The organism is Halobacteria archaeon AArc-dxtr1, assembly GCA_025517425.1.
Lineage (GTDB): Archaea > Halobacteriota > Halobacteria > Halobacteriales > Natrialbaceae > Halostagnicola.
Genome location: JAOPJY010000003.1, coordinates 19367 through 31396 on the forward strand (window position 1 = coordinate 19367; position 12030 = coordinate 31396).

Here is a 12030-nt window from a genome sequence, read left to right on the forward strand (position 1 = left end):
TGACGATACCGAGAGCAATGACGATACCGAGAGCAATGACGATACCGAGAGCAATGACGATACCGAGAGCAATAGCGAGTATGAGCAATGTCCCTTATCTATTGTTGAGGTTTCAGCCTTGCCGGCTCCCGCCCGCGAAGAAGTAACCACTGCAATTGAGGGTGGTGAGTACGAGACTCGCAATGGCCTGACTCTTCCCGAGGTAATCGACGTTGACGAATCGTATCTCTGGTATCGGAACGAGGACGAAAGCACGTATTTTGATCCAGAGGTTGAACAAGGATCGACAGAATCACAACTTCAGCTTGTAGAAACGTACCCCTCATCTGGCGTCGAGGTACATTTGCTTAATGGGGTTGATGACGGTATGCAGTTTGACGTCCGTATCGAACACGTTGACCTCGACGATGTCTCCATCGAAGAAACGGTGGAAGGAAGCTCAGATGAGAGAACCAATTTCGGCTTTGGTTACCGAGGGACCTATCGTGTCACAGTCGAGGGAGAGGAAGTGTCTAACGTGGTTGAACACGAGTTCTTAGAGGAAAACTGGGTCGTTATTACTGAGGAAGGTAGTGTGGAGGTCACTACTGGGTGGGATGTCGGTCAATCATTGTGCGGATGGGATGATGACGGTGAAGTCACAGTCCGCTGGCCACAGTGATGAGTTCATACTTATTGACCGCCACTTCTGCAAATCGGGTCAAGTCTCGTGCCACATTCGCGCCTTATATTCAGCACAATCCTTCGAACATATATGGGCGCTAAGACACTGTCAAGTGTTCAATAAGCACACGTATTTATCGCGCGTTCCGCTTAAGACCAGTCTGCAAATAAAGGGCAACCAGACGTCCGCTACTTTTGCTCACGGAACTTCCACTGTTCCGGATCCGCACACGGCGGCTTGACGAACCAGTGACGCCAGCGATTCGCCGCCTGGCCGGTGAGATCGACCGGCATCGGCCCGTGTGCGATAAATCCCTGTTGGCGGAGTGGGATGAGCGCGTCCGAGAGTTCGCCCTTGCTCACCTGGCGCGTCTCCTGGGCAATACTGCTCGCGTGGCGGCGCTGGTAGATCTTCAGGTCGTCCGTCGCGTACTTCAGACACGCCTCGTACAGCTCGCGAAGCTGCGGGTTACTCGGGTAGTACCCCTCCTCTTCGCCCTCGACGTCGACAGCGCCGTACTCGGAGACGACGCTTTTCATCTGGTTCTCGATGACGTCGGTCATCGTTTCCCCAGCAGCCTCGCAGGCGCTTTTGAAGTCGTCTTTGAGCTTGCTGTCGACTTTCGCGCTGAGGCGCGTCTGCCCGGCGCTACTGTAGCCGTCGGCACCCATCCGACTCATCGGTCACCTCGCGAGCGTCGTCTTCGCGCTCCCGCAGTATGGGCACCGTCGGAACTCGTACGTCCCGTAGTCGTTCTCGACGTCGACGACGAACTGCTGCCCACAGGTGTGGCACTGATAGTCGGGCATGCTCCCTCACATCTAGTAGTGGCTGCCTCCACTTCTCGTTCACTCCCGTGCCGTCTTGGTTGATCACTGCCAGCCGTGTACACAGATTCGGGGGTAAATGACCCCGCTGTGTACACGGATGAACACGCAGACGGGGCGGCGATAGACAGTTTAGCCACACGCCCCCTGGGGGGTGTACTGAGCGGCTTATCGCGCGGGTGCCCGCTCGTACGCGGGGCGCTCATGGCCGCACCTCCTGTTCGGTCCGGTGAGCGCACTCGATCGCTGGATCGTGTCGATCTCCGTCGAGTGCCTCGCCTGTGGCGTGGTGCATCTCGTGTTCGGCAGCTGGGCCGCCGTCGGTTTCCTCGACGTCGATCACCCCGATGAAGTCGGCTTTGCGGAGCGTACAGAGGTGGGCACACGGCCCGTCGTGGTACTGCCAGCCTTTGCAGTCGCAGCGGCCGATGTACTCGCCGTTCTCGATCCCGAGGGCGCAGTAGTGGACGTCTGCGCCGCCGCGAAGGGTGACTTTGTAGCCGTATCGACCGAACTTCTCGAGTAGAGCGTCGGCTGGGTGTGCGCGAATCCACGAGTCGGTGTTGGTGTCGCGCTGCTCGAGGAAGTCGAGGGGTTCGCCGTCGGTAGATTGTGGGAAGGCGCTCATGAGCGGCGGGGCACCTCCGATACGGGGTGGGGGCCTTGCTCACAGACGCGCTGGGGGATGCCCCCTCGCGACGATACAGTTATCATCTTCCCGCCACAATGTGGGCAATAACGTCTCACGTCGCGACACCTCCGCTCTCTTCGGGTTTGACACGACGGCGTTTTTCAGTTGCCCGCCCGGCGAGTCCACTCGAAATTTTCTGCCGTGGTCAGGGATCGTGATCACGAGGATTGGACGTTGGCTCGACCAGACTTGCCTAGAGTAACGATCTCGGCCGCACTCGCAGTAGCTGTGGAAGCCGGAATTGGCGCCGCTGGGTTGGAGATACCCCTATCCGCGGGTGAACACGGAGTGTGCTCCCTGGGAGTTCCTCGAGCAGTGCACCCCAACGACCGATGCTCAGTAGAGAAATCGGCATCTCCACCTCCTTTTTCTCACAGACGCGACAGGAGATTACCTGTACAATTTGGTGTAAGGATGATATACAGGGGAGAAGTTACACCCTTACATGGACTTTCTGAATCGGCAAGAGATAGCCACGGATGGCGGCTCGGCGATTTTCGTCGAAGAAGGTCCGAGCGAAACCACGGCACAGGCGGTGCTTCGTGGAATTGCTGTCCTCACTGACGTCCCAGAGCGCAATATGGATCCGCTATACGACAGTGTCGACCCAGAGTCAGTGAACTACCCTACCCTACTCGCTCACGGCTGACGCCGTTCGCTCGTTGAGGGTAGGGCTTCCTGCTTCCACGACGCGCTTTGCAGACACGGAATCGGTGTCCGTAGGGAGCGCAGTCTCCACAGGCGTTCGAAAATCGCTGTGCGATTTTCGCAGCCCATCAGAATCGCTGTGCGATTCTGAGGACGTTGATTCGGAGTGTCCCACTCCTATATCTTCGAGGCCGCGAGAAAGGATGTTCCACGCCGCGTTCGCGTCCCTGTCCGCCTCAAACCCACAGGCAGGACAAGAGTGTTCACGAACCCACAACGGCTTATCTGTCGAAACGCCACAGGACGCACACTCTTTCGTCGTTCCTCTCGGGTTGACCGCCACGAAATGCGTCCCTTCACGCTTACACTTGTATTCGAGCAACGACAGAAACGTTCGCCACGCCGCCGACGCCCTGTTGCGGCTGTTCGATGGCGATTCCATCATCCCCTTCACGTTCAGATCTTCGACCGCCACGAAGTCGTACTCCCGAGCGTAGTAGTTCGAGAGTTTGTGCAAGAAGTCGCGGCGCTTACGTCGGAGGTCGGCGTGACACTCTGCGACACGACGCCGTTGTTTCTCGTAGTTGGCAGACCCGTGTTGCTTCCGCGAGAGCTTCCGTTGCTCGCGCTCCAGTCGCTCCCGTTCGTCGGAGAGGTCGAGCGACCCAACGGCGGTCCCGTCGGTGTCGTGTGCGTACTTGAGAATCCCCACGTCGATACCGACACACCGCTCGGGATTCTCAGGCGGTTCGGGCGGTTCACGGTCCATTTCGACGCCGAACGTGGCGAACCACTCGCCCGTCGGCTCCTTCTTGACCGTGACCTGTTTGAGCGCCGCATCGTCCTCAGAAATCGGAGATTTCTGATGGGCTGCACGAGAGCTGTCGCTCTCGTGAACGTCGGGGATGGCGCGGTGGAGGCGAACCGGTATGTCCGCGAGTTTCGAGAGTGACAGCACAGTCTGACCGCCCTTCTTGTCGAGCTTGAAGCCAGACTGGCTGTACGTGAAACTGCGGAACTCCCGTGGCGGTTTCCACTTGAGTTGACCGACGCCGTAACCGTTCTCCTTGAGTTTGGAGAGGCTGTTGAGGTTATCGAACAGCCGTTCTACAACAGTTTGGAGAACCTTCGAATACACGTCCGAGAGACCGTCCCACCATTTCTTAAGATCGGGGAGTTCCGACCGAAGTGTAGTCATCGACGGCAGTTCGCCGTGTTCGTCTTGGTACTCGTTGAGCCGATAGAGCGTGTGGTTGTACAGTTGCCTACAAATATCGCGGTGACGGTCCAACTCCTCTCGGTGGACGTCGGACGGCTTGAGGCGGTATTTGTAGGCGTAGTACATACGCTACTCTCGTTCTTCAATTAGTTCGTCCAGTTGCTCACGGATGAACGACGAGAGGTTGAGGTGGTTGTCCTCTATCCACTCGTCTTGGTCCTCTCGGATGGTGATTGTCTTCCGCTTCACTGTGATGCACACTATACACGTTACACGTATAGCATCTTCGATTGCGTGGGCCTGTGGGCTGAGCGTCGAACGTGTTTGAAAACTGTGCGGCGTTGACGAGACGCCTTGCGTCTCGTTCGCACACCAGAAACCTCCGATTTCTGGGGACGTCCTCAGAAACGCGAGCGTTTCTGATGGGCTGCACAAGAGCTTGCTCTTGTGAACGCTGTATCCCCTCCCTACTGCGCTACTCATTCACTCCGCTCGTTGCGTTGCTCCTTGAGGAAGGGGGCTTAGCGCCTCAATTCAGCTAAACAGACTAATGGACCACTCACAGCGGCACTCGACCGATCTCTCTATCGAATTCACTCACGAGGGGTGTACAATTCGGCTCGACGGTCACGAGAGGATAACAATCACGGAGTCGTCGTCCGGTTACGGTTGACGATCGATCCCCGTCGATCCAGATACTACCGTCGAAACCGAGTGAGCCGACCCAGCGCGGCGACGGCAGGCAGTCCGCTCACCAGAGTCCATTTACACCTCCCACTCGTGTGGAGGTCGCCATACGCTTTTACCACGACCGCCCCTCAGTACGGGTATGCCACCGCACGTACTGCTTCCGGTCGATGGCTCCGAGAGCGCACAGGAAGCGATCGAGTTCGCAGCGGCGTCGGTCGACGCGAGCGCATTCACACTTATCCACGTAGTTACCCCGACGCAGGGCGTCGAAGGGAATTACTACGGAGTGGATCTGCACGAGCAGGCCGTCGAACGCGGGGAGCAACTGTGCGAGGACGCTCACGACGAACTCGCAAACGCCCTCGACACCGACGACGTAGCCATCGACACGACGGTCGAGACCGGGCGGCCCGCGCCAACGATCGTCGCGTACGCAGCCGACAACGACGTCGACCACATCGTCATGGGGAGCACAGGACGTTCTGGCCTCTCGCGAGTGTTACTCGGGAGTGTCGCCGAAACCGTCGTCAGGCGGGCGACCGTCCCCGTCACCGTTGTTCGATAACCACCGACTCGGACGATGAACGAGCCCCAGTCCCTCCCATCGTGTCCGAGCGCCGAGTCTGTGCGCAGAACTGAGCCGCCCGTAGCTACCCACCAGTCGCCAGCGGGGGCCGACACTATCGCCGAGTCACTCCCGAGATGAGCGCCAGTACGGATCCCGACCGGCGCAAACCGATCTCGTTCGATCCGCCAGCAGTCGGGCTCGCGGCGCTTCCGACCCGGCTGGCACTGGCGACGCGTTCGATGAGCGGGCGGTCGTGGGCGGTGCTGTTCGTCGTCGTCCCGGTCGGGCTGCTCGGTGCCAGCCTCTGGATCACGCCTCGCGTTGCGAACGGACTCGTGGGACTCAGTGGCTTTCTCGCACTCACGCTGTGGGCGACGGGGTACTACAACTACGGCCGGGCGCGGGTTCGAATCAATCCTAGCCGCGGGACGCTGATCGCGGTTCTGGGAAATGCCGACGGGCTGGAGCGAACCGTCGACCTCGGTCGAGTCGAGTCAGTGTCCGTCGAGCGGGGCGGTGCGGTCGCGCTCCTCCGAGTCGACGACCACTCTTTCGCGTGGATCGAGCGGGTCGTGATCCCGGATCCCGTTGCGATTTCCGAGCGACAACTGCCGTCCGCTCGCGACGCACTCCAAGTGGCGGGCGTCTCCGTCTCAGATCCGAACCCGGTCGCCGGTCGACGGTCGCGCTCGGCGACGGTTCGGCTCGTCGTCACGCCACTCGTCCTCGTCGGCGTTCCGCTCGCTGCCCTCGTCGCGTTCGGACGGTCGGTTCTGCTTACGAACGGCGCGGTGATCGTACTCGTCCTGGCGGTGGGTGCAATCGGGTGGGAACTGCGCGCCAGATGATGCGATAACCGATTCCAGTTTTGAGTGTCGGCTTCCGGTATATGATCGCTATCCTCTCGTCTCGGCAGTACGACGATCGCCCGTACCAGAGAACCCGTGGTAGCGTGAATCGCTTGCTTCTACGCTCGATTCTGACCGCCGTCGAACGGATCGTACCAAAATAAATAGGCAGAGCGTTTAAGACAATCCGATGGGAGAGGATGGCGACAGCGGACGAATCCTCGCATCGTGTGACGAGTGTGGGGCGGTATACGCCGCGGTCGAACTCGCTGACGGCTCGATTCTGCCGATCGGCTCTCGATCTGGATGCCGGTGTGGGGCGGGCTCGTTTTCCCGCGTCGAGGGCGTGAACGGAGACGATCCGTTGTAGTGCGGGGAGAGAAACCATAGTTGGTTACATCGATCCACGGCAGGAATCGGAGGTGGTTATATATTCCACCGCCAGTGAGTAGTGTACATGCATTCGTCCAGCGTCGATTCTGGGGCTCGCGTGACCCGACGAGGCGCCCTCGCGTCAATCAGTCTCGCCGTAGGGGGCAGCGTCGCGGGCTGTCTTGGGAGCACGTCCGACGCCGTTCGCGTCCTCTCGGCTGGCAGTCTCGCACAGACGTTCGAATCGCACGTCGGTCCGGCGTTCGAATCCGAGACCGGAACCGATGTCCACGGCGAGTACTACGGGGCAAACGTCGTGATGCGGATGGTCGAGGACCGGACCAAACACCCGGACGTCATCGTCAGCGCCGACGCGACGCTCCTTCGCGACCGCCTGTACGGCGACGTGACCGACTGGGACGTCGAGTTCGCAGCCAACAGCGTCGGTATCGGCTACAACGAGGAAACCGCGTTCGGGCGGGGACTCGAGGCCGGCGAGCCCTGGTACGAGCTCGCACTCGCCGCCGACGAGGGGGACCTCTCGATTGGCGATCCGAACCTCGATCCGCTTGGCTACCGGGCCGTTCAGGCGTTCGCCCTCGCAGAAGCCGAGTACGACATCGACGGATTTCGCGACGAGCTGCTGGAACTGGTCTACCGGGAGCCCGACGAACCACAGATGATGGCCGGCGTCGAGAGCGGATCGCGGGCCGCCTCGGTCGTCTATCGGAACATGGCCGTCGACCACGAGATGCCCTTCGTCGAGTTTCCGGCTGCGTACAACTTCGCCAACCTCGAGCTGGCCGACCACTACGCGACCGTCTCCTACACCACCGATGAGGAGGAGTACACCGCCGAGGGGCGGCCGGTGATCTACAACGCGACGGTAAGCGACGAGGCTGACAATCCCCGGGCAGGCCACGACCTCGTTCAGTTTCTGGCCGACAACCCGTCGGTACTCACTGGCGCCGGGCTGACTGTCGACGCTCCTCTTCCCCGCCCGTCTGGCGATCTTCCGGAGGAGATCACGGTATGAGTCACTCCGAGCCAACCAGGGAGCGCGGAGAAAACGCGTCCCGCGTCGGCCTGTTCGACCGACTCCCGGAGCTGTTCGTCCCCGCGCTTCTCGGCGCGCTCTTGCTCGTCTACTTCGCTCTCCCGTTCGTCGCGTTTCTGGCCCGTACCGGAACCACGAACGTTCTCGCGGAGCTGTGGACGCCACAGGCCCGGCTCGCGATCCGCAACTCCCTGCTGACCGCGCCGATCTCGACCGTGATCGCAACCACGTTTGGCGTCCCGCTCGCGTACGTTCTCGCCCGGTCGTCGTTTCCGGGCAAGCGCATCGTCGAGGCGATCGTGATCCTCCCGCTCGTCATCCCTCCCGTCGTCGGCGGGGCGATGCTCCTGACGGCCGTTGGCCGCTTTACCCCGGTCGGCTCGGCCGCCGCAGCCGCGGGCATTCCGCTGACCGACAGCCTGATCGGAGTGATCCTCGCTCAGACGTTCGTTGCCGCCCCGTTCGTCGTCATCACCGCGAGAGCTGGCTTCGGCGCCATCGACGTCCGGCTGGAGCAGGCCTCGCGATCGCTCGGATACGGCCCGCTTTCGACGTTCTGGAACGTCTCCTTGCCGCTGGCTCGTGGCTCGATCATCGCCGGAGTCGTGCTCACGTTCGCGCGGGCGATCGGCGAGTTCGGTGCGACGATGATGGTCGCGTACAACCCGCGGACGATGCCGACGCGAATCTGGGTCGACTTCATCGCCGGTGGCATCGACGCCGTCGTCCCGCTTGCACTCGCCCTGCTCGCGATCACGCTACTCGTCCTCGCAGCCGTCCAACGGTTCGGTCGCGTTCCGACGGTGATCGAGCGATGATTCTCGACGTCGATAGCCTCACTCACCGATACGGCGCCGAGCCCGTCGTCGAGGACGTCTCGTTTGGCCTCGATACCGGCGAGTTCGGCGCAATTCTCGGCCCCAGCGGCTGTGGCAAGACGACGATCGTCCAGGCGATCGCCGGCCACGTCCGCCCGACGGGCGGTCGGGTCCGCCTCCGTGGAACCGACGTTACCGACGACCCTCCAGAGTCTCGACGCGTGGGGATCGTCTTCCAGCGCTCGACGCTGTACCCTCACATGACCGTCCGGGAGAACGTCGCCTACGGCCTGGCGGCCCACGACGTGCCAGCCGACGAACGCCCCGAGATCGTCTCCGAGTACCTCGACCTGGTCGCACTCGCCGACCGCCACGACGCCTACCCCGCTGCACTCTCCGGCGGACAGCGCCGCCGTGTCGAACTGGCCCGCGCGCTGGCGCCCCAGCCCGAGATCCTCCTGCTCGATGAACCCCTCTCTGCGCTCGATCGCGGGCTGCGCGAACGATTGCGCGAGGAGATCGCCCGCATCCAGCGCGAGACGGACGTCACCACGCTGTTGGTCACCCACGACCAGGAGGAGGCGATGGCACTGGCCGACCGGCTCGTCGTGTTGCACAACGGACGGGTCGCGGGCATCGGCGAGCCGCGGGCGCTCTACGAGTCGCCGCCGACACCGTTCGTCGGCTCGTTTCTCGGCCGCTCAAACGCGCTCTCGGCGATTGTCGTCGATCGACATCCCCTCGTCCTCGCGCTCGGCGATCGGGAGGTTACCGTCCCGGAAGCGGTAGCACGTCCCCCCGGAACATCGGTTACCTGTCACGTTCGCCCACAGGATCTCTCGCTCGTACCCGGCGCGACCGACGAGACCGTCTCGCTCCCCGGAACCATCGTCCGGGTGCGGGACCTCGGCAGCCGCTACGACGTCACCGTCCGAATCAAGACCGGCGACGAACTCGTCGTCGAACGAACCGCCAATCCGCCCGCGGTCGGCGACAGCTGCACCGTCTCGCTGCCCGTCCGGGCCGTAACTGTCTTCGATAGCGAGCAGACAGCTGCGACCGCGTGATCTCGGCTCGACGGAGAACAGACATTCACAGTCCTCGACCGCTCAGCACGCTCGACTGGAACCGGGCACCCTGGTTCGGAGCTCCTCGAGTTCGGTATCATCTGGGGGCGCTGGCGCTCCAGTCGGCCGTTCGCGGAGGAACGCTGTGTACGCTCGGCGCTGTTCTCGGTCCGCGAACACGCGCCGCTGTATCTCGTCGACGGTGTCGACGCTCGTCGCCGCGTCGCGCTCGCGCCAGCGGTTTACGTGACTGAAAAAGACGTCGTCGTCGGTCTCCCGGTGCGGACCGTCTCCGCGAGCGCGTGTTGCCCACTCGCGAACCTCGGTGACGACCGCTTTATGCTGTGTCCAGTCGAGGTCGGCCAGCCGTCCGGTGTCGACAGCGAGCCCGCCCTCGAGGCTGACGGCGATCTCGTCGGTCCCGTTCGCTGCTGTACTCTCTGCGTCCCGATCGGCGGCGACACCTGCGTCGGCCACCCTTCCGCCGTTGCCGACCGCGGACGCCTCTAGTACGGCGACACGAACAATTGGCACCTCAAGCGGACGCTGAATCCGGTAGAGATAGTAGCCGACCGCAGAGAGGAGCAGCGAGACGAACAGCGTCGGGAGCGCGAAAATCGCACCGACGAGAACCACCAACGCGCCGTGGGGTCCGTAGGGTCGGTACTTGATCGTACACGTCGCGTCGCCGCGTCCAAGCGCTGTCCACCACCGCGCTGGCTCGCCGGCTGCCGACTGAGTGTCTGCGATCCGGTGAACGCCGTCGGCGCCGGCGACCGTCTCACCGTCGCTCTCTGTGCCGACGACGGTGCGGAGATGTGTGGCCGGACGCTCCCCGCTCCGTTCGTAGCGGACGGTCGGAATCCCGGCATCTACGTCAGTAGACGTCCCCCGCCCTTCGGAATCGTCCATACGCTCTCTCGGTCCCGTCTGCAGTAAGAAGTGTCGAATCGACGCCCGCCGATCGCTGCTACGTCAGCCGATCACTCGTTCAAGTGCGAGCGATACCCCTTTGGCTCGAAGCCACGTCGGCAGATCACTCGCTTTCTCCCGACGCTGATGGCGCTGACCTGATTTTCCGACTCCATCCGTTCGACGGTCGTCGCCAGACGACTCTCGCTCCAGCCGGTTTCCTGGAGCACGGTCTCCCTGTCGACGCGGCCGCCCTGCTTGACCAGCAGCCGCAACACCTTGTCCTCATCGCCCAGATCGCGCTCGTCGACGCCGTACTCGACCTGCTCGGCGTAACTCAGCGTCTCGTTGCCGCCGTCGGTGGCCGACTCGTCGCCTTCGTCCTTCCTGTCGGCGTCGTCACTACTGCGCCAGAAAGACCGCAGTCGAGCCCACAATGAATCCTGTGACATAGTTACCTACCCCGAAGCCGTGTGTTCGTTCTACGTACTCCTACCTTGCTCTTGTGATTCATTTTGATCATTTGTTACTGTGTCCACCCAGCCCGCACGCGTTCTAGCCGACAAGAGGTGGACGATAGCGAAAGCCAGCCGCCTTGCGAACTGCAAGGTACTTACCTGTCGCCAATCTCGACAGTCGTTACCACTGTCCCACCGGCGGAGGGTGCGATGGGGAGAGACGAACCGTTCTCCACCGGCTGCTGGGGCGTCAGCTGATTACTTCTGAAGCTCCACCGACTCGTGGTAGGACTCGATGACCTGCTCTAAACTCTCGTGTCGGTTCGCCACGTGGGGTGCCGTCAGCGGCGAGACGCTGATCCGTCCCTCGACGACGGCCCGCCGGTCGGTCCCCGGCGGATCCGGAAGCTCGTCTGGTTCCATGCGCTCCCAGACGCGGTCGTGGAGCGTGATCTGTGCACCCTCACGCTCGGCGTCCATCTCGTAGCGCTTTGCGGGGCGCGTGATCTCGACCGACGCCGGCTCGTCTGCGGGGAGCGGGACGTTGACGTTGAGGTAGGTGGCGTGCTCGAAGACGCCACCCGTCGGCGCGCGGTCGGCGAGAAAGCGCGTCACTCGTGCCCCCTCTTCGAAGGAGTTGCGGTCGAGTGTGATCTCGTGGAATGGGCGATCGGTTGTCGCGGGGACGTACAGCGAGGTCGCGATCGCTGGCACGTCGAAAAAGGCGGCCTCCACGGCCGCGCTGATCGTCCCCGAGCGCCCCAGCGCGTACTCTCCGAGGTTCGCGCCGCGATTGCAGCCGGAGACGACGAGATCCGGCTCCGGAACGAGCTCGGCCAGTCCGGCGACGACGCAGTCGGCGGGCGTTCCCTCGAGTGCGTACCCTAGCTCGTGTTCTCTCACCGCGACCTCGTGAGAGATCGACCGCCCGACTGCGCTCTGGTCGTCTGCCGGCGCGACGGCGGTCACCGACGCGTCCGCCGACAGCGCGTCATAGAGCGCCCGAATCCCGGGACTGTCGATCCCGTCGTCGTTCGTCAGCAAGATCTCGGGGTCGGTGTCCATGCTCGTCCCGTCGGATGGTGGTGCGAAAAACACACCGCTTCGTCGCTCTCTCGCCGGTCGGCCCTGACGCGTTCGGGCAACGTGATGACGCAATACAATTATAGCTCGGCTCTCCAAGTGCCAGCA

At 62.3% G+C, this 12030-nt stretch carries 14 protein-coding genes; 7 read left to right on the plus strand and 7 right to left on the minus strand.

Features of this window, described 5'->3' with window-relative positions:
- Positions 1–661: hypothetical protein (locus OB905_11840; protein ID MCU4926665.1), on the plus strand; the 661-nt coding region annotated here is incomplete at its 5' end.
- A gap of 191 nt (positions 662–852) precedes the next feature.
- On the opposite strand, the gene OB905_11845 is transcribed toward OB905_11840, so the two are convergent.
- The 4 genes from OB905_11845 to OB905_11860 all read right to left on the minus strand — a co-directional run bounded on the left by OB905_11845 (position 853) and on the right by OB905_11860 (position 4175).
- Complete coding sequence (locus OB905_11845) at positions 853–1344, minus strand: hypothetical protein (protein ID MCU4926666.1); 492 nt, start codon at positions 1342–1344, stop codon at positions 853–855.
- Between the two features lie 3 nt (positions 1345–1347).
- On the minus strand, positions 1348–1473 hold the full coding sequence (locus OB905_11850) for a hydrogenase maturation nickel metallochaperone HypA (GenBank protein ID MCU4926667.1): 126 nt from the start codon (positions 1471–1473) through the stop codon (positions 1348–1350).
- Positions 1474–1693: 220 nt separating this feature from the next.
- On the minus strand, positions 1694–2119 hold the full coding sequence (locus OB905_11855; protein ID MCU4926668.1) for a hypothetical protein: 426 nt from the start codon (positions 2117–2119) through the stop codon (positions 1694–1696).
- 694 nt (positions 2120–2813) lie between these two features.
- Positions 2814–4175, minus strand: coding sequence for a transposase (locus tag OB905_11860; protein ID MCU4926669.1), 1362 nt, complete (start codon positions 4173–4175; stop codon positions 2814–2816).
- A 703-nt stretch (positions 4176–4878) separates the two neighbouring features.
- On the opposite strand from OB905_11860, the gene OB905_11865 reads away from it, so the two are divergent.
- The 6 genes from OB905_11865 (at position 4879) to OB905_11890 (ending at position 9469) form a co-directional block, all read left to right on the plus strand.
- A complete protein-coding gene (locus OB905_11865) occupies positions 4879–5304 on the plus strand; it encodes a universal stress protein (protein ID MCU4926670.1) in 426 nt (141 codons plus the stop codon).
- 137 nt (positions 5305–5441) lie between these two features.
- A complete protein-coding gene (locus OB905_11870) occupies positions 5442–6155 on the plus strand; it encodes a hypothetical protein (protein ID MCU4926671.1) in 714 nt (237 codons plus the stop codon).
- A gap of 190 nt (positions 6156–6345) precedes the next feature.
- The gene (locus tag OB905_11875) at positions 6346–6525 is read left to right on the plus strand and encodes a hypothetical protein (GenBank protein MCU4926672.1); all 180 of its coding nucleotides are present in this window, start codon (positions 6346–6348) and stop codon (positions 6523–6525) included.
- Positions 6526–6612: 87 nt separating this feature from the next.
- Entirely contained in the window at positions 6613–7563 is a 951-nt protein-coding gene (locus OB905_11880) for an extracellular solute-binding protein (protein MCU4926673.1), read from the plus strand.
- A complete protein-coding gene (locus tag OB905_11885; protein MCU4926674.1) occupies positions 7560–8402 on the plus strand; it encodes an ABC transporter permease in 843 nt (280 codons plus the stop codon). Before OB905_11880 ends, OB905_11885 begins: the two co-directional genes overlap by 4 nt.
- Positions 8399–9469: an ABC transporter ATP-binding protein gene (locus OB905_11890; GenBank protein ID MCU4926675.1), complete on the plus strand. Its 1071-nt coding sequence runs from the start codon at positions 8399–8401 to the stop codon at positions 9467–9469. The genes OB905_11885 and OB905_11890 overlap by 4 nt, the downstream gene beginning before the upstream one ends.
- 42 nt (positions 9470–9511) lie before the next feature.
- On the opposite strand, the gene OB905_11895 is transcribed toward OB905_11890, so the two are convergent.
- From OB905_11895 to surE, 3 genes are all read right to left on the minus strand, one after another.
- Positions 9512–10381 (minus strand): hypothetical protein, encoded by an 870-nt coding sequence (locus OB905_11895; GenBank protein MCU4926676.1) that lies wholly within the window; start codon positions 10379–10381, stop codon positions 9512–9514.
- Between the two features lie 71 nt (positions 10382–10452).
- Positions 10453–10833: a hypothetical protein gene (locus OB905_11900; protein MCU4926677.1), complete on the minus strand. Its 381-nt coding sequence runs from the start codon at positions 10831–10833 to the stop codon at positions 10453–10455.
- A 264-nt stretch (positions 10834–11097) separates the two neighbouring features.
- Positions 11098–11904 carry a 5'/3'-nucleotidase SurE gene (gene surE / locus OB905_11905; GenBank protein MCU4926678.1) on the minus strand — a complete coding sequence of 269 codons (807 nt, stop codon included), beginning with the start codon at positions 11902–11904 and terminating at the stop codon, positions 11098–11100.
- Positions 11905–12030 lie beyond the last annotated feature (126 nt).

Coding starts and splice junctions, on each gene's coding strand:
- OB905_11880 (MCU4926673.1), top strand. CDS start 6,613: ATGCATTCGTCCAGCGTCGATTCTGGGGCTCGCGTGACCCGACGAGGC.
- OB905_11850 (MCU4926667.1), bottom strand. CDS start 1,473: ATGCCCGACTATCAGTGCCACACCTGTGGGCAGCAGTTCGTCGTCGAC.
- OB905_11870 (MCU4926671.1), top strand. CDS start 5,442: ATGAGCGCCAGTACGGATCCCGACCGGCGCAAACCGATCTCGTTCGAT.
- OB905_11865 (MCU4926670.1), top strand. CDS start 4,879: ATGCCACCGCACGTACTGCTTCCGGTCGATGGCTCCGAGAGCGCACAG.
- OB905_11890 (MCU4926675.1), top strand. CDS start 8,399: ATGATTCTCGACGTCGATAGCCTCACTCACCGATACGGCGCCGAGCCC.
- OB905_11875 (MCU4926672.1), top strand. CDS start 6,346: ATGGGAGAGGATGGCGACAGCGGACGAATCCTCGCATCGTGTGACGAG.
- OB905_11895 (MCU4926676.1), bottom strand. CDS start 10,381: ATGGACGATTCCGAAGGGCGGGGGACGTCTACTGACGTAGATGCCGGG.
- OB905_11855 (MCU4926668.1), bottom strand. CDS start 2,119: ATGAGCGCCTTCCCACAATCTACCGACGGCGAACCCCTCGACTTCCTC.
- OB905_11845 (MCU4926666.1), bottom strand. CDS start 1,344: ATGAGTCGGATGGGTGCCGACGGCTACAGTAGCGCCGGGCAGACGCGC.
- OB905_11900 (MCU4926677.1), bottom strand. CDS start 10,833: ATGTCACAGGATTCATTGTGGGCTCGACTGCGGTCTTTCTGGCGCAGT.
- surE (MCU4926678.1), bottom strand. CDS start 11,904: ATGGACACCGACCCCGAGATCTTGCTGACGAACGACGACGGGATCGAC.
- OB905_11860 (MCU4926669.1), bottom strand. CDS start 4,175: ATGTACTACGCCTACAAATACCGCCTCAAGCCGTCCGACGTCCACCGA.
- OB905_11885 (MCU4926674.1), top strand. CDS start 7,560: ATGAGTCACTCCGAGCCAACCAGGGAGCGCGGAGAAAACGCGTCCCGC.